Origin of the sequence: Devosia sp. LjRoot16, assembly GCF_964252795.1 — a bacterium.
Lineage (GTDB): Bacteria > Pseudomonadota > Alphaproteobacteria > Rhizobiales > Devosiaceae > Devosia_A.
The window spans coordinates 464,876-485,460 of sequence record NZ_CAXUPH020000001.1 but is presented as its reverse complement, the minus strand read 5'-3'; the positions used below and the strand labels follow the sequence as shown (position 1 = coordinate 485,460).

Sequence of the window (20,585 nt, the reverse complement as noted above, 5' to 3'; positions counted from 1 at the left end):
CTGCTGTCGTCCTACTTCAGCACAACGATGGCTTCGACCTCGAACAGCATCGGATCGATCGCCAGCTTGGGCACCGGCACCAGTGTCTGCGCCGGCAGCGTCTCGCCGAACATCGCCTTGACGGTCTCGGTCAGCACGCCGAGCTTCGACATGTCGTGGTCGACCACGAAGATCGTCAGCTTGGCCACCTGGTCCGGCGTCGCCCCGATCCCCTCCAGCGCCGCACCAAGATTGACATAGGCCTGCTTCACCTGCGCGGCAAAGTCTGGGGACAGACCGCCGGTGCTGTCCTGCCCGCCCTGTCCCGAGATATAGGCGATCCTCGCGCCCGCCGGCACGATCACCGCCGTGCTGTAGCCGTTCGGGGTGGGGTCGAACAGGTTCGGTGGATTGACGATGCTGAGCCTGGTTTCGTCCGCCATCGTTGCGGTGGATGCGCCTGCGGTCATGATGAATAGCCCTCCGATAAGCAGCTGGGTGAGTGTGCGTGACATGGTGTTTCTCGTAGCTCCGCGGACCCGCGACAGGGTCGCGGCCGACAGGGGTTGAGCGTTGATCGATTTCGCCGTACGTGTACTCGTACAGTGTACGAGTGTTTGACATCGTACGATGTACGAGTCAATCGGGCAGGGTCGACATTTGTCGTCGGGCTCGCCTAGATCGACGCCGACAGCGAGGACCACATGCCAGCCAAACCCAGTGGCGCCCCACAGAGGCGCTCCCGCAGCACCGGCGCAGCGACCGCCTCGGGCGGGCCGCCGCTCTCGCTGGAGCGCATCATCGCCACGGCCGTGGAGTTGCTTGATACCCAGGGGGTTGATGGCCTGTCGATGCGCCGGCTGGCCGATCGGCTTGGCGCCGGCGCTATGAGCCTCTATTGGCATGTGGGGAACAAGGAGGAGGTGTTCGACCTCGCGTTAGACGCCGTCCTCGCCTACCACCCGCCTGAAGCTGAAGCCCATGTCTGGCGCGCCAATGTCGTCCACATGCTCGAGGATTGGCGCGCCGCCATGCTGCGCCATCCCTGGTCGGCCGCGCTGTTGCCGCGCCGCGCCCTCGGGCCGAGCATGCTGGGGCGCCTCGAACTGCTGAGCCAGACCCTGTCGCGCGCCGGCGTTGCCGATGCCGACCTGAACGTCGCGATCTGGTCGGTGTGGAACTACGTGATGGGCGCCACCATCACGCGCGGCAGCTTCGAGCGCTCTCCCGATGACCTCGCTGCGGCGCAACGCCGTCTCACCGAGCTCGGCGAGCGCTACCCCAGCATCGACCGCTCCCGTCTGCTGCTCGACAGCGATTGGGACGGCGCCTTCAAGAAAGGCCTCGACCTGTTGCTCGATGGGCTGACCCCGAAGCGGTGAGGGGGCGACTTGACTTCAATTCGATAATTAGCTAATCATCGAATCATGAGTCTGGTGTTCAAAGCCCTTGCCGATCCGACCCGCCGCCGGGTGCTGCAACTGCTGCAAGCGGGGCCGATGAGTGCGGGTGAGCTCAGCAGACATTTCGACGTCTCCAAGCCCACCATGTCGGCGCATTTCGCCGTGCTGAAGAACGCCGACCTGGTGCATGCCGAAAAGGCTGGCAAGTCCATTATCTATCACCTGAAACTGTCGGTGCTCGAAGAGGCGCTGCTGGGTTTTGCGCATTCGTTCGGCATCGGCACCGAGGCAACGCCGACAAAGCTGGAGACCGTGCGATGAAGAAGGAAATCCTCGTAGCCCTCGCCTGGGCAACCGCCATCGTAATCGTGGCGCTGGCCGCACGGTTCGCGCGCGAGCACGGCTACATCGATCCGGAAACGACGAAGCGGGTCGTCGCGATGAACGGACTGGTGATTGCCTATTACGGCAACCGGGCGCCCAAGGCGATCGCGCCCAGCGCACTGGCGCGGCAAGTCGCCAGGTTCTCCGGCTGGGTGCTGGCGCTGAGCGGTCTCGTCTACGCCGGCTTCTGGGCCTTTGCCCCGCTCCCCCTGGCCATGACCATCGGAACCGGCGGCCTCGCCGCCGGCGTGATCATGGTGATTGGCTACTGCATCGGCCTCAGGACCAAGCTCGGAAACGACGGAAGTGCCGCGTGAGGGGGGCGGGGCCGTTCTGGCGGTCGCCCCACCTTGCACTGGCGGTGCCACACCGCCCCCTCGCCCCTTTGGGGAGAGGGCTGGGGTGAGGGGCGCCAAGCGCGCCGGATACGATCTTGGCTCAGCGTCGTGATGCGCAGGTTACCCGGTGCGCTTGGCTGCCCCTCACCCTGACCCTCTCCCCAGAGGGGCGAGGGGACGGTGTGGCGCAGCCAGTGCCCAATTTGCGAAGGGAACCGCTTCCCCGCCGGCGCGAACTGCCTTAGAACCCGCCACCCGTCTTGAAGCCGCCGCTGGTGCGGTTGCCGCTGGAGCCGGTACGGGGGCGCGAGAAGCCGCCGCCACCACCACTGGAACCGCCGCCGCCAAAGCCGCCACCGCCGCTGCCGGGGAGCCGCCCCCAACCGCCGCCAAAACCGCCGTCGCGACGGCCGCCCGAAGCGCCGCCGCCGAAGCTCGAATCCGGCCAGCTGAAGCCGCCGCCCGAATTGCCGCCCCACGGCGAATCCTGCCGCTGCTGTTGCGGCTGCACCCCGCCGGTCCAGTTCTGGCTGCGCCGCCACTGGCCCCAATAGTCGGCCGCGGTGATGCCGCCACGCAGAAAATCGTTGAGCAAATCGCCGACCAGCTTGTCCTCGCGGAAGGTCGAGCGCGGGTTATCGAAATTCTGCTTCTTGAACTCGTACTGGATATCCTCGAGCTCGCGCCGCCGCGCTGCCAGCGTCTTCAGCCGGGCTTTCTGCTCGCGGCTGTCGCCGTCTTCCTCGATGGCCCGCTGGCGGGATTCGTCGATCTGCTTGACGATGGTGTCGTCCTGCCCGGTCTCGGTGGCCCGCGCTTCGGCGAGCAGCGTCTGGATGTCCTCGCGGCCCAGCGCTTCGGCCAGCCCGCTCACCGCCGCGCTGAACGCCGGGTCGCTCCCCTGCGCCAGTTCGCGCTGCGCCCGGGCGCGCTCGTCGCGCTTGTCCTCGGCCCCGACCATCTCCTGGTCGATCGCCGCGATCCGCGCCTCGGCCTTCTCCAGCAGCTCGCGCGTCGGCCGCCCACCGGCCGCGTCCACCGCCGCCTTTTCGAGCTTGGTCACTTCTTCCTGCGCCGCCATCGCGATCTGCTCCTGGCGGTCGGCATGCTCACGCAGCCTGAGCGGGATCTCGTTCAGCATGGCGAAATTCGCCCGCGCCTCGGGGAAGCCGACCAGCCCGGCGATCAGGCCGTCGAAATACTGGATCAGGTTGTTCTCGCGGTAGTTCTTGGTCCCGAAGCCGCGCTCCCACAGATACATGAACAGCTGGTCGTCGCGGTAGGGCTTGCCCTTCTGCTCGCGGTCCGCCTCGGCCTGCTGGGTCTTGCGCAGGCTCTCTTCGGCGATGTGCGCCAACTGCTCGGCGGCCTTGCGCCTTTCCGCATATTCAGGGTTCTTCACCGCTTCCACGGCTACCCGGTCGGCCAGCGCCTTCAGCTCGGCCTGCGCCTTGTCGACTGCTGCCGCCTGCTCGGTCCGTTCCTTGGCGAGCGCCGCGATCTGCTTGTCGAGCCCCTTGAGTTCGCCTTCCGCCGCGCTGAGCTCCGCGCCGTGCCGGCTCAGCATCTCGCGTGCCTTTACCTCGGCCTGGCTCAACCGGCCGGCCAGCGCCGCCTGCGAGGCCGGGTCGAGCCGTACTTCGGCCAGCTGCCGCAGCAGCTCGCTCTCGGTTTCCTTGAACTTGGTGACGAGTTCAGCCGAGCGCGCCAGGCGCTTGGCGATCTCGTCCTCCTCGCGGCGGATGTCGCGCAGCGCCTCGTCGAGGGAGCGCAGGGCCTCGGGTCCGGAAAGGCTCATGACAGAACCTGCACAGTGACTCGCTGCGCCGAGTCAGATGGTGCGGAGCACCCGAGAACCGGAGCGGAGCGTATGCCAATACGTGAGCACCGGAAGCGCAGGGTCTCCGTGCCAGATAGCCGGCGCAGTAGCGTCGATGTGCAGGTTCTCACCACCGTGTCACCGCTCCACCCAGCACGGGCATGAGGTAGTCGACGTCGAGGAAGCCGTATTCCTTCAGCCCGAGGATATTGCGCTGCAGGATGCCGTCATCCTTCTTGTCGCTCTCCACTGCGCGATAGGTACTTTCCGGCACCCGCACACCCCAGATGGCGACGTTCTCGGTCTCGCTGTTTTCCTCGTTGGTGACCGGCAGCGTCAGCGGCTTGCCGTCATCGCCGATCGCCTCGACCACCACGTAGTAGTTGGTCGCCGCCGTATTGACCTCGGGGAAGGTCCAGAACCCGGTTTTCTGCCCCTCGCGGTTGACGATCCTCAACTGGTATTCCTGCCGGATCTGGTCGCGCAGCCCGGTGAGCGAGGCGATTGCCTGCTCGGCGCCGGCGCGGTTGCCTTCGGCCGCGGCGGTCTTGCCGCGCCCCCGTATCTGCTCGGCCTCGGTCACCGCCTGCTGCACCTTGGTCTCTTCGAAGATCGACTGGTACAGCGCATCCATCTCGGCCGGCAGCTTCTCGCTGAGCTCGACCCGCGCCCCTTCGACCTGCGCCTGTTGGTACGGCCGGTAGGCGAAGAAATAGCCGCCCAGACCAACCACCAGGATCAGCGCGATCGCCAGTGCCGCCGGGCCCCATTTCTTGCGGCCGACATAGAGCTTGGCGAGGCTGACCCCAAGGCTCGGCTTGGGCGGCGTGTAAACGAAGCGGCTCTCGTCGAGCGCTTTCACGCCCGCCATGAGCACTGCGTCGGTCACCTCGATGCCCTGCTGCTGATAGATCTCGCGCAGCTTTTCGATCAGCTGCTTCTCGCGGGCATCGCCCGCGAGTTCGCGTTCGACCAGGTCCTGCCGGTGACGGAGCGTGTCGACCACGTCCATCGCCAGCATCACCTCGTCCAGCGGGGCCTTCTCGGCGGTCGCCGTCGTCGTGCTCATGGTCGAGCCCGTTCGCGCTCCAAATTAGGCCTTCTTTTCTTCGAGGATCAGCGCGTTGCCATCGGCAGCCAGCTGCGCCAAACGGCGCTTGCCGTCTTCGACCGCATCGCGGATCTCGGCCGAGTTCTTGGTCGCTGCATCGCGCATCTCGTTGATGATGACGCGCGACTTTTCCTGGAACGTCACCACCGAGTCGACCAGCTTCTTGACCGCGTCGGCGCGGATGGTCGGACCGTACCCGGCCCGCACCGCCGCTTCGCCCACCCGGTCGCCGATCTCCGACAGCGTCTCGAGGCTCTTGGACATGCCTTCCTTCATGGCGTTCAGCGTCTCGGTCGATTCATGCAGGCCGAACAGCCCGGTGAACGAGGCACTGAGCGCGGTGAACACCGTCTCGTTGGTCGAAAAGAACGAAATCGCCTGCTGGTAGACGCGCTCCTTGGCCTGCGTCGTCTGCATCAGCCGCGCCATTACCACTTCGGAAGTGGAGTAGGAGATGGTGAGGTTGTCGCTCAGGTCCTTGGCGATCTGGTAGCGGCGCTCCTCGTTCTGCAGGTCGCGCAGCTTCTCGTCGCGATCCATCTCGAGCTTGGCGCGATCCGCCGGCGTGCCGGCGGTGAAGGCCGCGAGCGCGTCGCCGGCCGCCTTCAGGATCACCTTCTTGTCGTCGAGCTTCTTGGTCGCGACGTCGAGCAGTTCGAGCGCCATCACTTCGGACTGCTTCAGCGCGCCGCGGAAATCGCGATAGGCCTCGAGGATGGTGTGCTCGCGGTCGACCTGGTTCTTGGTCTCCTTTGAGACATCGAGATAGATGTTGCGGATCTTGTCGAAGCGCGAGGCGATGTCGCCGCGGCTGACCTTCATCCAGACGTTGGAAACCCGCTCCATCAGGTCGAGCTTGCCGTCGTCGAGCTGGTCGACCATGCCCTTGGCGTCGTCGCGGATCGAGTTGAAGCCGTTGGTGATGTCTTCGTAGCGCTCGCCGACATTCATCGCCGCGACCTGGCTGCGCACCACCTCGTTGAAGGCGCTCGCCTGGGTCAGCGTGCGGCCGATCAGGATGACCTTGTTTTCGTCGAGGCCGGTGATCTCGTTCAACAGCCCGGTAATCGGCTGCTCGCCCGTCTGCTCGGGCCAAATGCCGAGCTGCTTGATCGCCCCCATCGCCTTGTCGAGATACTGCAGGGGCTTTTCCATCACTTCAGTGGCCATTTGGATGCGTTTCCCTCTATCGGTCACCTTGGGGTGACATGATTCACGTTCTCGGCGTCAGTTGCCAATGTTGCTTATATCGGCCGCGCCTGTTTTGCGCGATATGGTGCTTAAAAGCCTCACGAAAAGGGCATCAGCAGAAGTTTGCGACAACCGTTGCAGCGCCGCCGCGGTTGTCCATCCCGATCCCGCGCACTAGCTTGGTTTCGGACGGCACAATGGCGAGGAAATGACGGCATGGAATTCGGCGGCAGGTACCTCGTTTCGGCGCCCCGGCTCGCGGTCTGGCAGGCGCTCAACGACACCCAGGTGCTGAAAGCCATCATTCCCGGCTGCCGTCGCATCGACTGGACCGGCGAGACCACGCTGGAGCTGGAGATCGAGGTCAATCTCGGCCTGATGCAGCCGGTGTTTTCCGGCGACCTGGAGCTGCGCAACGTTGTGCCGGCCGAGAGCTACACGCTTGCCGGCAAGGGCCGCGGTGGGCTGCTCGGCAAGGCCGAGGCGGCCGCCGACATCGTGCTTTCCGATGCCGGCGAGCACACCCAGTTGGTGTTTACTGCCAATGGCGGGGCCGATGGCGGCATCATGAAACTGGGCAAGTCGCTGATCGGCAACTCCGCGCAGAAGCTCATCGACGGCTTCTTCGAACGCTTCGGCGAAGCCATGGGCGTCGAGGTGAAGCCGATCTCGGGGTGAGGGTGTCATCACCTCGTCGCGCACGCGCGTAAACCTTCCCCGCACGGATTTTGCCCACTTGGTCAAAATTTGCGCAGCTCCCTCTTGCAGAGCGCCGGTTTGCAGGATTGTATTCCTCCCAACGCGCCGGGCTGTCAGGGCGGCATGTGCCGTTGCCGGACGCGATACAGGGAGACTGATCCATGAACTATTTCACCAAGCGCATTTCTGCGCTCGCGGCTGGCGTGGCGCTGTCGGTGCTCGCCGCTGGTGCTGCGCTTGCCGATCCGGCGGTCATTTACGACCTGGGCGGCAAATTCGATAAGTCCTTCAACGAGGCGGCCTATAACGGCGCCGAGGCCTGGAAGAAGGAAACCGGTGGCAGCTTCACCGATCTCGAGCTGCAGAACGATGCCCAGCGCGAGCAGGCGCTCCGCCGCTTCGCTTCGCAGGGCGCCAACCCGATCGTGATGGCCGGCTTCTCCTGGGGCACCGCGCTCGGCACTGTCGCCGCCGAGTTCCCAGATACCCACTTCGTGGTGATCGACGCCGTCGTCGATGCGCCGAACGTGCAGTCGATCATTTTCGACGAGCACACCGGTTCGTTCCTCGTCGGCGCCATCGCGGCGCTGAAGTCGGCTACCGGCACCGTGGGCTTCGTGGGCGGCATGGACGTGCCGATCATCCACAAGTTCTACTGCGGCTACGCCCAGGGCGCCAAGGCCGCCAAGGCCGACGTGAAGATCATCGAAAACTATACCGGCACCACCCCGGCCGCCTGGAACGACCCGGTCACCGCTGGTGAGCTGACCAAGGCGCAGTTCGACGCTGGCGCCGACGTGGTCTTCGCCGCCGCCGGCGGTTCGGGCCTCGGCGTGCTGCAGGCCGCTGCCGACGCAGGCAAGTTCTCGATCGGCGTCGACAGCAACCAGAACTACCTGCATCCCGGCTCGGTGCTGACCTCGATGCTGAAGCGCGTCGACGTCGCCGTGCAGAGCTCGCTCACCGACGCGAACTTCAAGCCCGGCCTTACCGTGCTCGGCCTCAAAGAAAACGGCGTCGGCTATGCTCTCGACGACAACAACAAGGCGCTGATCACCGACGATATCAAGACGGCAGTCGACAAGTTCTCGGCTGACATCCAGTCGGGCGCGATCACCGTCCACGACTACACCGCCGACAACACCTGCCCGTAAGGTCCCTCGCGTGACCGAACCCGTGCAGAACGGCGACAACCTTCAGCAGCGGCCTTCCGGGGCCGCTGCATCTGATCTGGCCCAGACCGATCTGGCGATCGAGCTGATCGGCATCAATAAGCGCTTCGGCGCCGTGCATGCCAACAAGGACATCGACCTGAAAGTCCGTCGGGGCACGGTGCATGGCATCGTCGGCGAAAACGGCGCCGGCAAGTCGACGCTGATGTCGATCCTCTATGGCTTTTACACTGCCGATAGCGGCGAGATCCGCGTCAACGGCACCCCCCATGCCATCACCGACAGCCGCCACGCGCTGGCGCTCGGCATCGGCATGGTGCACCAGCACTTCATGCTGGTCGACAATTTCTCCATCCTCGAGAACGTCGTACTCGGCGCCGAGGACAGCGCGCTGCTCGGCCCCAGCCTCGATCGCGCGAAGAAGGAACTGACCCGCCTCGCCAAGGAATACCGCCTCGACGTCAATCCCGACGCCATCATCGAGGACGTCTCGGTCGGCACCCAGCAGCGCGTCGAAATTCTGAAGGCGCTCTATCGCGGCGCCGATGTCTTGATCCTCGATGAGCCGACCGGGGTGCTCACCCCGGCCGAGGCGGACGACCTGTTCCGCGTGCTCCGCACCCTGCGCGACCAGGGCAAGACCATCATTCTCATCACCCACAAGCTGCGCGAGATCATGGCCATCACCGACTATGTGTCGGTTATGCGCCAGGGCGCCATGGTGGATACGCTCAAGACCTCGGAGACCAACCCCGAGCAGCTGGCCGAGCTGATGGTCGGCCGCCGCGTGCTGCTGCGTGTCGAAAAGACCGCCGCCAAGCCGGGCGATACCTTCCTCTCGGTCGAAAACCTCGTGGTCAAGGACGACCTCGGCGTCACCCGGGTCAAGGATGTGAGCTTCACCGTGCGGGCCGGCGAGATCGTCGGCATTGCCGGGGTCGCCGGCAACGGGCAGTCCGAACTGCTCGAATCCGTCTCCGGCATGCGCGACCAGGCGAGCGGCATTGTCCGCCTGAAGGGCACGCCACTGTCGCTCGAAGGCGATGACGGCGCGCATCGCGCCCGCAAGGCCGGTCTTGCCCACGTGCCCGAAGACCGCCAGCGCATGGGCCTGATCACCGCCTTCGAAGAATGGGAAAACGCCATGCTCGGCTACGAGGATGACCCGGCCTATGGCAAGGGCATCATCCTCGACATCCCGGCAGCGCAGGCCCAGGCCCGCGAGCGCATCAAGAAGTTCGACATCCGCCCGGCCAACGAGCGGCTGAAGACCGCCAACTTCTCCGGCGGCAACCAGCAGAAGATCGTTCTCGCCCGCGAGATGGAGCGCAACCCGGACGTCTTGATCGTCGGTCAGCCGACCCGCGGCGTCGATATCGGCGCCATCGAGTTCATCCACAACCAGATCATCAAGATGCGTGACGCCGGCAAGGCGATCCTCGTGGTCTCGGTCGAGCTCGACGAAATCCGTTCGCTGGCCGACCGCATCCTCGTGATGTTCGACGGCCACATCGTCGGCGAAGCCGACCCCGCCACCGCCACCGAAGGCGAGCTCGGCCTGATGATGGCCGGCATCACCGACAGGAAAGCCCCCCAGGCGCGCGTCGCGGCCGAGGGAAAGACGCCATGAGCTCAGCCATCCTCAAACCGTTGCCGCGCTGGGCCGATGTGGTCCTGTTGCCGATCCTCAACCTGGCGCTGGCCTTCATCGTTTCCGGTCTCGTCGTCCTCGCCATCGGTCAGGATCCGCTGGCGGCGCTCAATGCCATTGTCACCGGCGCTTTCGGCAACGGCTACAATTTCGGCTACACGCTCTACTACTCGACCAACTTCATGTTCACCGGCCTCGCCGTGGCAGTCGCCGCGCATGCCGGGCTGTTCAACATCGGCGGTAACGGCCAGGCCTATATCGCCGGCCTCGGCGTCATCGCGGTGGCGCTGCCGCTGCAGTTTCTGCCCTGGTGGATCACCTTCCCGATCGCCATCGTCGCCGGTGCGGCGGTGGGTGGGCTGTGGGGCTTTATCCCCGGCTGGCTGCAGGCCAAGCGCGGCTCGCACGTCGTCATCACCACCATCATGTTCAACTTCATCGCCGCGGCGATCATGGTCTACATGGTGGTGAACGTGTTGAAGCCGGCGGGCATCCTCGCGCCGGAATCGGCGATGATCGCCCCCGAAGGCCGCATGCCGAAACTCGGCGCCTTCATCCCCTGGTTCAAGAATACCGACGTCAACTTCACGCTCGTGCTGGCGCTGATCTGCCTCGTCGGCGCCTATATCCTGATCTGGCATACACGCTTCGGCTTCGCCATGCGGGCGCTGGGCCAGAACCCGACGGCCACGCGCTACGCCGGCATGTCCAACAGCCGCATCATCATGATCGTCATGACCATGTCCGGCGCGCTCGCCGGCATGGTGGCGGTCAACCAGGTGGTCGGCGTGCAGTACCGGCTGGTGCTCGACTATGTCGCCGATGCGGGGTTTGTCGGCATCGCCGTGGCGCTGATGGGCCGCAACCATCCGATCGGCATTCTTCTCGCCGCCGTATTGTTCGGCGCGCTCTACCAGGGTGGCAACGAGCTGCAATACGTCATCCCGGGGTTGAGTAAGGAAATGGTCGTCGTCATCCAGGCGCTGGTCATCCTGTTCACCGGCGCCATGGAAGGGCTGTTCCGCCCCGGCCTGCAGCGCGTCTTCATGACGTTGTCGCCGCGCCAGAAGGCGGCCGCCATCGAAGCCAACAGCGTCAAGTCGGGGAGCTGAGCCATGGATCTCGGTCTCATCCTCTCCACCCTCGACGCGACGCTCCGCCTGTCGACGCCACTGCTGCTCGCCTGTCTCGCCGGGCTCTATTCCGAGCGCGCCGGCGTGTTCGATATCGGCCTCGAGGGCAAGATGCTGGCCTCGGCTTTCGCCGCTGCCGCCGTCGCCGCGGTCACCGCCAATGTCTGGCTCGGGCTGCTTGCCGGCCTTGCCGTCTCGATCACCACGGCAGGGCTGCAGGGTGCTGCCGCCATCACGCTGCGCGGCAACCAGCTGATCGCCGGCGTCGCCATCAACATGCTGGCGGCCGGCCTCACCACCTTCCTCGGCATCCAGTGGTTCGGGCAGGGTGGGCGCACCCCGCAGCTCCCGGTCACCGGGCGGTTCCAGAACATCGACCTGCCGTTCGCCAACGAGCTCGCCGGTGTCCCGATCCTCGGGCAGATCTATTCCGAGCTGATCTCCGGCCACAACATCCTGGTCTATGTCGCCTTCCTCGCCGTGCCGATCACCTGGTGGGTGCTCTATCGCACCCGCTTCGGCCTCAGGCTGCGGGCTGTCGGCGAGAACCCCAAAGCGGTGGATACGGCCGGCATCTCGGTTACTCGCCTCCGCTATCAGGCGGTGCTGATCACCGGACTGCTTTGCGGCCTCGCCGGGGCGTTCTTCTCGATCGCCCAGGGTTCCGGCTTCGGCAACAACATGACCGCCGGCAAGGGGTTTATCGCGCTCGCCGCGCTGATCTTCGCCAAGTGGAAGCCGGTGCCGGCGATGTTCACCTGCCTGCTGTTCGGCTTCCTCGATGCGCTGCAGATCCGCCTGCAGGGCGCCGAGATTTTCGGCGTCGGCGTGCCGGTGCAGGCCATCCAGGCGCTGCCCTACCTGCTGACGGTGATCCTCTTGGCCGGCTTCATCGGCAAGGCCGTCGGTCCCAAGGCCGGTGGTGTCGCCTACACCAAGGAACGCTGATGCCTCATCCGCTGGACCCGCAGCTGCTGGCTGCCGCCGAAGCCGTTCGCGCCAAGGCCTACGCGCCCTACTCGAACTTCCACGTCGGCACCGCCATCCTTGCCGATGACGGCAAGATCTATGTCGGCTGCAATGTCGAGAACGCTGCCTATCCGGTCGGCAACTGCGCCGAGCCCTCGGCCATCGCGGCAATGCTCGCCGGCGGCGCCAAACGCATCAAGCGCGTCTACACCACCGGGCCGGGCACGACGCCTGTTACCCCGTGCGGCGGCTGCCGCCAGCGCATCCGTGAGTTCGCCGATCAGGATGTCGTCGTCGTTTCGCACGGCATCGACGGCACGCCGCTGGAGCAGACCATCGCACAGCTTCTCCCGCACTCTTTCGGCCCCGAGTTTTTGGGCCGATAATGCCATTCAACGTACTGCCGCAAAGCCGGGCTAACCGGTAAGGCGCAAGGAGGCCATCCATGGAACTTCGCGTCGTCGACCCCGCTGCTGCAAAGCCCGCGAAATCAAAGCCGATCGAGGCTCCCGCCTCTTCGCACCGCAGAAATCCAGGCTTCCCACTCGATCTCGATTGGGTCGAACGCGTCCGCATGAACCGTTCGGCGCTCGAGCGTCGCGCCGCGGCGCTGCCGGCCCGCCGTACGGTGAAGAAGGACTGGCAGGCTGCCTGGCTGTTGAAGGCCATCACCCTGATGGACCTGACGACGCTCAACTCCGACGACACCCCGGGCCGCGTCGAGCGGCTCTGCGCCAAGGCCCGCCACCCGGTTCGGCAGGATATCATCGACGGTCTCGGCGTTGCCGACCTCGAGGTGAAGCCGGCTGCCGTTTGCGTCTACCACTCCTTCGTCAAAACCGCCGTCGATGCCCTCAAGGGCACTGGCATCAATGTCGCGGCAGTCTCCACGGCGTTCCCGCATGGCCTCGCGCCGCTGAGCACTCGTCTCGCCGAGATCGAGGCCTCGGTCGCCGACGGCGCCAACGAGATCGACATCGTCATCGAGCGCGGCATGGTGTTGCGCGGCGACTGGCAGGCGCTCTACGACGAAGTCCGCGCCATGCGGAAGGCCTGCGGTGATGCTCACATCAAGACCATCCTGGGCACCGGCGAGCTGGCGACGCAGACCAATGTCGCCAAGGCTTCGCTGGTCTGCATGCTGGCCGGCGCCGATTTCATCAAGACCTCGACCGGCAAGGAAAAGGTCAACGCCAACCTGCAGACCTCGCTGTCGATGGTGCGGATGATCCGCTGGTTCCACGAGGAAACCGGTATCGAGATCGGCTACAAGCCGGCCGGCGGCATTGCTACAGCAAAACTGTCGCTCGATTACATGGCGCTGATCAAGGAAGAGCTCGGCACCCACTGGCTGCAGCCGCATCTGTTCCGCTTCGGCGCCTCGAGCCTGCTCACCGACATCGAGCGGCAGCTGGAGCACACGCTGACGGGCCACTATGCCGCCGACTATCGTATGCCGATGGTGTGATGCGGACGCTGCTTGCCTTGGCTGGGGCGCTGTTATCGGTCGAGCCAGTTCAGGCCTGCGACATCGTCAAGGACCCGCGGCCGAGCTGGGAACAGATGATCGACGAGGAGGAGATCGTGTTCGTCGGCACCGTGATTGCGGTGGTTCCTGCCGAACCGGCCGATGGCAGCAGGCGCGCGGTGTTTCGCGTCGAGATGCCGGCCAGGGGCGACATCGGAACGGAGGCAAGGGCCGTGATGGACATGAACAGCTGTAACCGAGGTTTCAGCGTCGGCGACCACGTCATCTTTGCTGGCGCGCCATTCGAGACCGACGATCCGCAACCGGCTTACATGGCCACGGACACTGGTTGGGATCCGACCGTCCATCTGGATGATCCGCCGAACGCCGAGCAGCTGGCACAACTCGACTACGTGAATAAGCTCGCCCAAGAGCATGCCGCCAGGGAGCAACGAAATGAACAAGATCGCTGAAATCTTCACCTCCCTCGACTATGGCCCGGCCCCCGAGTCTGCCGATGTCGCCCTCGCCTGGCTGGCAGCGCACGACAACACGTTCGGCCATTTCATCAACGGCGCGTGGACCAAGCCGGGCAAAACCTTTGCGTCCGAGAACCCAGCCAACGGCAAGGTCCTCGCCCAGGTCACCGATGGCACCGCCGCCGACGTCGATGCGGCGGTGAAGGCCGCCCGCGCTGCCTTCCCGAAATGGTCGGCCCTCTCCGGCTACCAGCGCGGCAAGTACCTCTATGCCATCGCCCGGTTGATCCAGAAGCATTCGCGCCTCTTCGCCGTGCTCGAAACCATGGACAACGGCAAGCCGATCCGTGAGAGCCGCGACGTCGATATCCCGCTGGTGGCGCGCCACTTCTACCACCATGCCGGTTGGGCTCAGCATCTCGAGCGCGAGTTCCCCGATCACGTGCCCTATGGCGTCTGCGGCCAGATCATCCCGTGGAATTTCCCGCTGCTGATGCTGGCCTGGAAGATCGCGCCGGCGCTCGCTGCGGGGAACACCGTGGTGCTGAAGCCGGCCGAGTTCACCTCGCTCACCGCGCTGCTGTTCGCCGAGATCTGCGACAAGGCGCACCTGCCCAAGGGCGTCGTCAACATCGTCACCGGCGAGGGCGATACCGGCGCCGCCATCACCGGCCACCCCGATATCGACAAAATCGCCTTCACCGGCTCGACCGAGGTGGGGAAGATCATCAGGAGGGCCACGGCTGGCACCGGCAAGGGCATCTCGCTCGAGCTCGGCGGCAAGTCGCCCTACATCGTCTTCGATGACGCCGATATCGATAGCGCCATCGAGGGCCTCGTCGACGCCATCTGGTTCAACCAGGGCCAGGTCTGCTGCGCCGGCTCGCGCCTCCTGGTCCAGGAGTCGATCGAGGAGCGTTTCCTCGAAAAGCTGAAGAAGCGCATGTCGACCCTGCGGGTCGGCGATCCGCTCGATAAGGCGGTGGATATCGGCGCCCTCGTCGCCCCGGTGCAGGTCGAGCGCGTGCGCGACCTGGTCAAGAAGGGCGTCGCCGAGGGCGGCCAGCTCTACGAGCCCGATATCGACGTGCCGGGCGGCGGCTGCTTCCTCAAGCCGACGCTGATCACCAATGTCTCGACCGCCAACACCGTGGCGAACGAAGAGATTTTTGGGCCGGTGCTGGTCGAGATGAGCTTCCGCACCCCCGAGGAAGCGGTGGCCCTCGCCAACAACACCCGCTACGGCCTTGCCGCCACCATCTGGACCGAGAACGTCAACCTCGCCCTCGACATCGCGCCTAAGCTGAAGGCCGGCGTGGTGTGGATCAACTCCACCAACAATTTCGACGCTGCGGTCGGCTTCGGCGGCTACAAGGAATCCGGCTTCGGCCGCGAAGGCGGCCGGGAAGGCATGGCCTTCTACCTGAAGGCGAAGTGGGAAAAGGAGCTGAAACCCTTCGTCGCTGCGGCGGCCAAGTCCGGCAAGTCCGCCAACCCGCTCGACGATGCGGGCGGCATCGACCAGACCGCCAAGATGTACATCGCCGGCAAGCAGGCCCGTCCCGACAGCGGTTACTCCCGGCCGGTCCACGGTCCTTCGGGCGCGCTGGTCGGCGAAGTCGGCGACGGCAATCGCAAGGATATCCGCAACGCCGTAGAGGCAGCCCGCGCGGCGCTTGGCTGGGCCACCACCTCCGCCCATAACCGGGCGCAGATACTCTACTTCCTCGCCGAGAACCTCGAGTATCGCGCTGACGAATTCGCCGCCCGCCTCAGGGCACAAACCGGCGAGGATGGCGCCGCCGAAGTCGCCGCCAGCGTCGAGCGTCTGTTCGCCTTCGCCGGCTGGGCCGACAAATACGATGGTGCCGTGCACAATCCGCCGCAGCGCATGGTGGCGACCGCCATGGTCGAGGCGCTTGGCGCGATGGCCATCCTCGCCCCGCCGTCACGGCCGCTGCTCGGCTCGATTGCCCTCATCGCCCCGGCCCTCGCCATGGGCAACACCGTGGTGCTCGTCCCCTCCGAGCGCTCGCCGCTGTCGATGACCGATTTCTACCAGGTGCTCGAAACCTCAGACGTGCCGTCGGGCGTCCTCAACATCGTCACCGGCGAGAGCAAGGTGCTGGCCAAAACGCTCGCCGAGCATGACGGCATCGACGCCATCTGGTTCGCCGGCGACGCCGAAACCTCCGCCATGGTCGAAAAGGCCAGTGCCGGCAACGTCAAGCAGACCTGGACCAGCCGCGGCCTCTACTACGATTTGAGCGACAAGGCGAAATTCGAGGGTGATTACTTCCTGCGCCGTGCCACGCAGGTGAAGAACGTGTGGATTCCGTACGGGGCTTAAGCGCGATGGGCGCAGCAGGCGTCCCCCTCCCCCTTGCGGGGAGGGGCCAGGGGTGGGGGTCAGCCAGCACCGGAGTTTCGGCATGACGGTTGAGCGCGCCAGAGAACTCCGCCACAACGCGACCGACCCGGAGCGAAAGCTCTGGGCCATCCTTCGCGTCTTCAGCGAGCGCGGCTACCATTTCCGTCGTCAACAGCAGATCGGCCCGTACTATGCCGATTTCGCCTGCATGCATGCCCAACTGATCATCGAAGCCGACGGCGAAACCCATACCTCCGCTGCCGGCCGGGACCATGATCGCGTCCGCGACGACTACCTGCACGCCCGCGGGTTTCGCGTCCTGCGTTTCTGGAACAACGAGATCACCGAGAACGCCGAAGGTGTTTTCACGATCATTGAGCAGACCCTGGCCACCGTGCCCGCACTGACCCCCACCCTTGATCCCTCCCCGCAAGGGGGAGGGAGACGCAAGAGCCGCAAGGCTCTGCGCGATCTCGCCATCCGCACCGGCGACTAGACCTGACTTGAGGTCAGGCCGTCGCAGCCGCCATCGCCTTCCGCGGCAAAAACACTGCCTCCAGCAGCGACAGCAGCGCGATTGCCCCGACCATCGCTCCGCTCGTCAGCACTACGCGTTGCACCACCACTTCGAAGGCATCGCGGGCGCCGAAGGTTGACGACAGCAGCATCACCAGCGCCACCGAGCAGATGTACTGGTAGTAGAGCGGCCGGCTCGCTCCGGTCGTCATCCTGTCGATGAGGAAGAAGGTGATGCTGGCAATCAGCGCCACGAGCACCGGGAATTGCGGCACCACATAGTAGATCGCCATGGCGCCCACTGCCACGACGGCGCCGACGATGGTGCCGCCGCCGCGGTCGATCAGCTGTTGCAGGCGCCCGCCGCGATCGGGTTCGGCGCAGATGAAAGCCAGCATGATCGGCACGATCAAGAGGTTCATGTCGCCCGTCGCATAAGTCATCAGCATGATCGGCACATAGACCGCCATGCGGATCAGCAGCTCGGCAGCCGGGTGCTCGGTTTCGAACGGCTTGGGCTGCTCGATGTGCACGCGGGCAGTCTGCGGCGGGAACAGGATGTTGAGCACCACCGCGGTCACCCCGACGATCAGCCCGCCGGTCGCCATCGAGTCGCGGATCGCCACCAGCGCCTGGTCGCTATAGAGCACCGACATCGACATCATCGCCGGGAACACCGTCAGCATCACCCCCAGCCGCGAACCCTTGAACAGCATCAGCCCGATGCCGGCGCCGGCCAGCGCGATGTTGACCAGAACGAACAGCATCGGCTCGCTCACCGTCGCCGCCGCCAGCCAGCTGAACACGAACGCCATCACCGGCAGCATCACCGGGCCCATGAACGAGCGCAGGTTGAGCGCGCCGCGCTGGTTCGACATCAGGCTCATCCCCAGCACCACCGGCATCATCGGCTGCGTGACGCCGAGCGGGTCGGCAAGGATCACGCAGATCGCGACGCTGAGCGCCGTACGCAGCGCCAGGTACGGATCCTCTTTGGGGTCGACGCGAGTTAGCTCTTCCATCTTCGCCTCCTGGAGAGAAGATCCTAGTTGAGGCCCGACAGCAGGCCGCTGATGCCCATCAGCCCACGAGCGATGGTCGGCACGATCCCGTCTTCTGGCACGATCAGGACGCTCGCTTCCGAGCCGAGCCGCACATTGGCGGGCAGCACGCTCATGTCATCGATGCTGACGCGCACCGGGATTTTCCGTGCCGGCGGGAACCAGCGGGTATCGTTCGACGATTGCGCCAGGCCATTGGCCGTGGTGCGGCCGCTATTGATGCCCCAGGCGATGCTGTGGACCGTGGCTTCGAATTGCTTGCCCGGCGCCGCCTCGAACATCACCACTGCCCTGTCGCCCGGCTGGACGTTGACCAGTTGGTTCTCGCGCAGGTCGGCAATCACCATCTGCGTTTTGGGGTTGATGAAGGTCAGCGCCGGCGTGCCGGCGGCAACGAACTGCCCCTCGGCCAGCGACAGGTTCGACACATAGCCGTCGGCTGGCGCCAGCACCGTGGTGTTGCGGAGCGCGAATTCGGCCTTGTCGACCGCCGCCTGCGCCGCCCGCACGTTGGGGTTGCTGGCGTCTGCCGTGCTGGCCGACGCTTTGATCCGCTCGAGATCGGCCTTTGCCGCCTCGACGTTGAGCGCTGCCGTCCTGGCGTTGGCGTCCGCCGTGTTGAACTTCGCCTGCGACAGCAAGCCCTTGTCGTGGAGCTGCGTGGCGCGCTCCAGTTCCTGCTGCGCAATGGTCAGCGCCACCTCGGTCTGCGCCAGCTTGGCCTCGGCGGCCGGCACCGCCGCGACACCCGAAGTCACGTTGTTCATCGCCTGGTCGAGCTGGCCCCGGGCCTGCGCCACGTCCATCAGGAACGTCGTGTCGTCGATCTCGAACAGCGGCTGGCCGGCTTTCACCTCGGCATTGTCTGATATCAGCACGTGCTTGACCGGCCCGGCGACGCGCGGCGCCACCTGGGTCACCTGCGCCGTGATCGAGGCGCCCGAGGCGAACGGCGCATAGTGATCGGCCAGCGGATACCAGGCGACCACGCCGCCCAGTGTCACCAGGAGGCCGATGCCGAACAGCTTTGCCTTCCTGCGGCTCTTGTTCGGCGCCTCGGTCGGTGCTGCCGCGGCCTCTGCCGCAACGGTGGCGGGCAGGGGAGTCGGCCCGGGTTCCGCCACTCGCTCCACGGGAATGTTCACCACCTTGGACTGGTTCGTCGCGCGCCCAATGGCGGGAAGCCCCGCCTTGTCAGCGTTCACAGCGTCTTTGTGGTCCATCGTCGCCTGTGCCTGTGCCATAGTCCGCTCCATTGGCTGCATTCGTCTGATCCCCATCTAGGGCAGCTGATTTAACTTTGCAACAAAGATACTATGTCGCATAGCTATGTTGCGCGTGAGGAATGAGACGTTGGAACGAAAGCCCGAGATGGATGAGCTGCTGCGCGACCTGACCGCCGAGGTGACGCACGTCTATCGCTGGCTGGCCGAGCAGGCCGGTATCAATCACACCGATCTGATGTGCCTGTTCTTCGTGCGCTCGTCGGGCGGCCAGGCGACGCCCAAAGCCATCTCGCAGCATCTGGGGCTCACCACCGGCGCCACCGCCATCATGCTCAACCGGCTGGAGGCCGCCCGCTTCATCGTGCGCCATCCGCACCCGACCGACCGGCGCGGCGTGCTGATCATGCTCGGACCCGCCACCGAGGAATCGGGTCTCCTGCAGCTGCGCGACTATGTGCTGCGGATGAACCAGCCGGTGATCGCCTCATACTCCGAGGCCGAACTGGCGATCGTCCGCCGCTTCATCGGCGACATGCTGGCCAATACCCGCGATACCCTGCGCAAGACCCGCCTCGACAAAGCCGCTCCGGTGCCCACGGGCGAGTAACGGCCCAGCGCAAGCGCCGGCGGGCCTCAGACTTCGAGCAGCGATTTCAGCGCAGTGAAATCCGTGCGGATCCATTCGAGCGCTGAGGCCAGTTGCTCGTCGTCCATCCCCGGCCGGCGGTAGAACACGAAGGTCACCAGAGTCCGGTTGCCATCGGCGGTGACCCGCAGCGGCATCATCACCGGCTCCTCGCCTGCTTTGTACACCGCATGGTCGAGGATGCCCTCGCCATTGGGTGGGCTGAACCTGACGATGCGCGGCCCGAACTCGGTATCGCCGGCCCACTCGAGCGGGCCGATCTGCCGGAAGGTTGCGGCGTTGATCGCTGCCCAGCGCGGGTAGTTCCACGGCGAAGCAAGGAAGCGGTAGACCTCAGTCACCGGCTTGTCGATATAGGTCTCAATCGCGTGGGGTTCGAGCATGGCGGTCTACCGTTGCCGCCTCACAGGCGGGACGCACCGTAACCCGCCCTGCGTGAACGACGCGTTGACGCCTCGTAACGGAAGACCGCCTGCGCCGAAGCGAACAGGCGGTCTCTGCAGCTAACGCAACCCACGTTCAGGCGGCGCGGGCGGCCAGCATTTCTACATAATGCGGGTTGTACATGATCCCCAGCACGTTGCCGAACGGGTCGACCACCGATGCGGTGACGAAGCCGGTCTCGCCACGCTTGGTGATCGCCTCGTATTCCTTTGCACCCAGCTCCTTCAGCCGGGCGAACGCCGCCTCGATGTCGTCGACATGCCAGAACAGGACCGCGCCACCGGGCCCGGGCTGCATCGCCTCGGGCGCATAGCGGCGATCGATGATGCCGAACTCGTCCTCGGTGTCACCGATGCGGAACTCGATGTAAGCCGGCTTCTCGCGGCTCGGCATCTGGAAGTAGGCTTCGACGCCGAACAGCTCGGCGTACCAGTCGCGGGCCGCGATGAGGTCGTCGGCGAAGAAGCTGACGGTAGCCATGCCGCGCAGGAAGTGCTTGTTGCTCATTTGGAATTTCCTTTCATC

General features: G+C 65.3%; 22 protein-coding genes. 14 read left to right on the top strand and 8 right to left on the bottom strand.

Features of this window, described 5'->3' with window-relative positions; genetic code table 11:
- Positions 1-11: 11 nt before the first annotated feature.
- Positions 12-494 carry a RidA family protein gene (locus ACSQ23_RS02355; RefSeq protein WP_055998908.1) on the bottom strand — a complete coding sequence of 161 codons (483 nt, stop codon included), beginning with the start codon at positions 492-494 and terminating at the stop codon, positions 12-14.
- A gap of 189 nt (positions 495-683) precedes the next feature.
- Between ACSQ23_RS02355 and ACSQ23_RS02350 the strand changes: the two genes are divergently transcribed.
- Genes ACSQ23_RS02350 through ACSQ23_RS02340 form a run of 3 tightly spaced genes read left to right on the top strand, consistent with a single transcriptional unit; the run spans position 684 to position 2,083 of the window.
- Entirely contained in the window at positions 684-1,361 is a 678-nt protein-coding gene (locus ACSQ23_RS02350) for a TetR/AcrR family transcriptional regulator (protein ID WP_436089581.1), read from the top strand.
- A gap of 45 nt (positions 1,362-1,406) precedes the next feature.
- The gene (locus ACSQ23_RS02345; RefSeq protein ID WP_436089580.1) at positions 1,407-1,703 is read left to right on the top strand and encodes an autorepressor SdpR family transcription factor; all 297 of its coding nucleotides are present in this window, start codon (positions 1,407-1,409) and stop codon (positions 1,701-1,703) included.
- The gene (locus tag ACSQ23_RS02340; RefSeq protein ID WP_436089579.1) at positions 1,700-2,083 is read left to right on the top strand and encodes a hypothetical protein; all 384 of its coding nucleotides are present in this window, start codon (positions 1,700-1,702) and stop codon (positions 2,081-2,083) included. The genes ACSQ23_RS02345 and ACSQ23_RS02340 overlap by 4 nt, the downstream gene beginning before the upstream one ends.
- A gap of 262 nt (positions 2,084-2,345) precedes the next feature.
- Here the strand turns inward: ACSQ23_RS02340 and ACSQ23_RS02335 are convergent, their stop codons facing one another.
- The 3 genes from ACSQ23_RS02335 to ACSQ23_RS02325 all read right to left on the bottom strand — a co-directional run bounded on the left by ACSQ23_RS02335 (position 2,346) and on the right by ACSQ23_RS02325 (position 6,204).
- Positions 2,346-3,902 (bottom strand): hypothetical protein, encoded by a 1,557-nt coding sequence (locus ACSQ23_RS02335; RefSeq protein WP_055877108.1) that lies wholly within the window; start codon positions 3,900-3,902, stop codon positions 2,346-2,348.
- Positions 3,903-4,050: 148 nt separating this feature from the next.
- Positions 4,051-4,992 carry a DUF6384 family protein gene (locus tag ACSQ23_RS02330; protein WP_436089578.1) on the bottom strand — a complete coding sequence of 314 codons (942 nt, stop codon included), beginning with the start codon at positions 4,990-4,992 and terminating at the stop codon, positions 4,051-4,053.
- A gap of 24 nt (positions 4,993-5,016) precedes the next feature.
- Positions 5,017-6,204, bottom strand: coding sequence for a hypothetical protein (locus tag ACSQ23_RS02325; protein ID WP_055877111.1), 1,188 nt, complete (start codon positions 6,202-6,204; stop codon positions 5,017-5,019).
- Positions 6,205-6,441: 237 nt separating this feature from the next.
- Between ACSQ23_RS02325 and ACSQ23_RS02320 the strand changes: the two genes are divergently transcribed.
- The 10 genes from ACSQ23_RS02320 (at position 6,442) to ACSQ23_RS02275 (ending at position 16,663) form a co-directional block, all read left to right on the top strand.
- On the top strand, positions 6,442-6,903 hold the full coding sequence (locus tag ACSQ23_RS02320; protein WP_436089577.1) for a CoxG family protein: 462 nt from the start codon (positions 6,442-6,444) through the stop codon (positions 6,901-6,903).
- Positions 6,904-7,085: 182 nt separating this feature from the next.
- Entirely contained in the window at positions 7,086-8,078 is a 993-nt protein-coding gene (locus tag ACSQ23_RS02315) for a BMP family lipoprotein (protein WP_055877118.1), read from the top strand.
- A gap of 76 nt (positions 8,079-8,154) precedes the next feature.
- Positions 8,155-9,726: an ABC transporter ATP-binding protein gene (locus ACSQ23_RS02310; RefSeq protein WP_055877235.1), complete on the top strand. Its 1,572-nt coding sequence runs from the start codon at positions 8,155-8,157 to the stop codon at positions 9,724-9,726.
- A complete protein-coding gene (locus ACSQ23_RS02305; RefSeq protein WP_055877121.1) occupies positions 9,723-10,859 on the top strand; it encodes an ABC transporter permease in 1,137 nt (378 codons plus the stop codon). The genes ACSQ23_RS02310 and ACSQ23_RS02305 overlap by 4 nt, the downstream gene beginning before the upstream one ends.
- 3 nt (positions 10,860-10,862) lie before the next feature.
- Positions 10,863-11,828 (top strand): ABC transporter permease, encoded by a 966-nt coding sequence (locus tag ACSQ23_RS02300; protein ID WP_055998918.1) that lies wholly within the window; start codon positions 10,863-10,865, stop codon positions 11,826-11,828.
- Entirely contained in the window at positions 11,828-12,235 is a 408-nt protein-coding gene (locus tag ACSQ23_RS02295; protein WP_055877127.1) for a cytidine deaminase, read from the top strand. The genes ACSQ23_RS02300 and ACSQ23_RS02295 overlap by 1 nt, the downstream gene beginning before the upstream one ends.
- 59 nt (positions 12,236-12,294) lie before the next feature.
- A complete protein-coding gene (deoC, locus tag ACSQ23_RS02290) occupies positions 12,295-13,317 on the top strand; it encodes a deoxyribose-phosphate aldolase (protein WP_436089576.1) in 1,023 nt (340 codons plus the stop codon).
- Positions 13,317-13,790, top strand: a complete 474-nt coding sequence (locus ACSQ23_RS02285) for a hypothetical protein (RefSeq protein ID WP_436089575.1) — start codon at positions 13,317-13,319, stop codon at positions 13,788-13,790. The genes deoC and ACSQ23_RS02285 overlap by 1 nt, the downstream gene beginning before the upstream one ends.
- Positions 13,774-16,146, top strand: a complete 2,373-nt coding sequence (locus ACSQ23_RS02280; protein WP_436089574.1) for an aldehyde dehydrogenase family protein — start codon at positions 13,774-13,776, stop codon at positions 16,144-16,146. Before ACSQ23_RS02285 ends, ACSQ23_RS02280 begins: the two co-directional genes overlap by 17 nt.
- An 82-nt stretch (positions 16,147-16,228) precedes the next feature.
- Positions 16,229-16,663, top strand: a complete 435-nt coding sequence (locus tag ACSQ23_RS02275) for an endonuclease domain-containing protein (RefSeq protein ID WP_436089573.1) — start codon at positions 16,229-16,231, stop codon at positions 16,661-16,663.
- Positions 16,664-16,676: 13 nt separating this feature from the next.
- Here ACSQ23_RS02275 and ACSQ23_RS02270 read toward each other — a convergent pair whose 3' ends face one another.
- Positions 16,677-17,705, bottom strand: coding sequence for an FUSC family protein (locus tag ACSQ23_RS02270; protein ID WP_436089572.1), 1,029 nt, complete (start codon positions 17,703-17,705; stop codon positions 16,677-16,679).
- Positions 17,706-17,728: 23 nt separating this feature from the next.
- Entirely contained in the window at positions 17,729-18,988 is a 1,260-nt protein-coding gene (locus tag ACSQ23_RS02265; protein WP_436089571.1) for an HlyD family secretion protein, read from the bottom strand.
- A gap of 109 nt (positions 18,989-19,097) precedes the next feature.
- On the opposite strand from ACSQ23_RS02265, the gene ACSQ23_RS02260 reads away from it, so the two are divergent.
- Complete coding sequence (locus tag ACSQ23_RS02260; RefSeq protein WP_162247946.1) at positions 19,098-19,577, top strand: MarR family winged helix-turn-helix transcriptional regulator; 480 nt, start codon at positions 19,098-19,100, stop codon at positions 19,575-19,577.
- Positions 19,578-19,603: 26 nt separating this feature from the next.
- On the opposite strand, the gene ACSQ23_RS02255 is transcribed toward ACSQ23_RS02260, so the two are convergent.
- Together ACSQ23_RS02255 and ACSQ23_RS02250 are read right to left on the bottom strand one after the other, a co-directional pair.
- Entirely contained in the window at positions 19,604-19,999 is a 396-nt protein-coding gene (locus ACSQ23_RS02255; protein ID WP_436089570.1) for a hypothetical protein, read from the bottom strand.
- A gap of 136 nt (positions 20,000-20,135) precedes the next feature.
- Entirely contained in the window at positions 20,136-20,567 is a 432-nt protein-coding gene (locus tag ACSQ23_RS02250; protein WP_055877158.1) for a VOC family protein, read from the bottom strand.
- Positions 20,568-20,585: the final 18 nt, after the last annotated feature.

What these genes read in the sequence shown, in the direction of transcription:
- ACSQ23_RS02355 (WP_055998908.1), bottom strand. Translation starts at nt 494, where the DNA reads ATGTCACGCACACTCACCCAGCTGCTTATCGGAGGGCTATTCATCATG.
- ACSQ23_RS02350 (WP_436089581.1), top strand. Translation starts at nt 684, where the DNA reads ATGCCAGCCAAACCCAGTGGCGCCCCACAGAGGCGCTCCCGCAGCACC.
- ACSQ23_RS02345 (WP_436089580.1), top strand. Translation starts at nt 1,407, where the DNA reads ATGAGTCTGGTGTTCAAAGCCCTTGCCGATCCGACCCGCCGCCGGGTG.
- ACSQ23_RS02340 (WP_436089579.1), top strand. Translation starts at nt 1,700, where the DNA reads ATGAAGAAGGAAATCCTCGTAGCCCTCGCCTGGGCAACCGCCATCGTA.
- ACSQ23_RS02335 (WP_055877108.1), bottom strand. Translation starts at nt 3,902, where the DNA reads ATGAGCCTTTCCGGACCCGAGGCCCTGCGCTCCCTCGACGAGGCGCTG.
- ACSQ23_RS02330 (WP_436089578.1), bottom strand. Translation starts at nt 4,992, where the DNA reads ATGAGCACGACGACGGCGACCGCCGAGAAGGCCCCGCTGGACGAGGTG.
- ACSQ23_RS02325 (WP_055877111.1), bottom strand. Translation starts at nt 6,204, where the DNA reads ATGGCCACTGAAGTGATGGAAAAGCCCCTGCAGTATCTCGACAAGGCG.
- ACSQ23_RS02320 (WP_436089577.1), top strand. Translation starts at nt 6,442, where the DNA reads ATGGAATTCGGCGGCAGGTACCTCGTTTCGGCGCCCCGGCTCGCGGTC.
- ACSQ23_RS02315 (WP_055877118.1), top strand. Translation starts at nt 7,086, where the DNA reads ATGAACTATTTCACCAAGCGCATTTCTGCGCTCGCGGCTGGCGTGGCG.
- ACSQ23_RS02305 (WP_055877121.1), top strand. Translation starts at nt 9,723, where the DNA reads ATGAGCTCAGCCATCCTCAAACCGTTGCCGCGCTGGGCCGATGTGGTC.
- ACSQ23_RS02300 (WP_055998918.1), top strand. Translation starts at nt 10,863, where the DNA reads ATGGATCTCGGTCTCATCCTCTCCACCCTCGACGCGACGCTCCGCCTG.
- ACSQ23_RS02295 (WP_055877127.1), top strand. Translation starts at nt 11,828, where the DNA reads ATGCCTCATCCGCTGGACCCGCAGCTGCTGGCTGCCGCCGAAGCCGTT.
- deoC (WP_436089576.1), top strand. Translation starts at nt 12,295, where the DNA reads ATGGAACTTCGCGTCGTCGACCCCGCTGCTGCAAAGCCCGCGAAATCA.
- ACSQ23_RS02285 (WP_436089575.1), top strand. Translation starts at nt 13,317, where the DNA reads ATGCGGACGCTGCTTGCCTTGGCTGGGGCGCTGTTATCGGTCGAGCCA.
- ACSQ23_RS02280 (WP_436089574.1), top strand. Translation starts at nt 13,774, where the DNA reads ATGAACAAGATCGCTGAAATCTTCACCTCCCTCGACTATGGCCCGGCC.
- ACSQ23_RS02275 (WP_436089573.1), top strand. Translation starts at nt 16,229, where the DNA reads ATGACGGTTGAGCGCGCCAGAGAACTCCGCCACAACGCGACCGACCCG.
- ACSQ23_RS02270 (WP_436089572.1), bottom strand. Translation starts at nt 17,705, where the DNA reads ATGGAAGAGCTAACTCGCGTCGACCCCAAAGAGGATCCGTACCTGGCG.
- ACSQ23_RS02265 (WP_436089571.1), bottom strand. Translation starts at nt 18,988, where the DNA reads ATGGCACAGGCACAGGCGACGATGGACCACAAAGACGCTGTGAACGCT.
- ACSQ23_RS02255 (WP_436089570.1), bottom strand. Translation starts at nt 19,999, where the DNA reads ATGCTCGAACCCCACGCGATTGAGACCTATATCGACAAGCCGGTGACT.
- ACSQ23_RS02250 (WP_055877158.1), bottom strand. Translation starts at nt 20,567, where the DNA reads ATGAGCAACAAGCACTTCCTGCGCGGCATGGCTACCGTCAGCTTCTTC.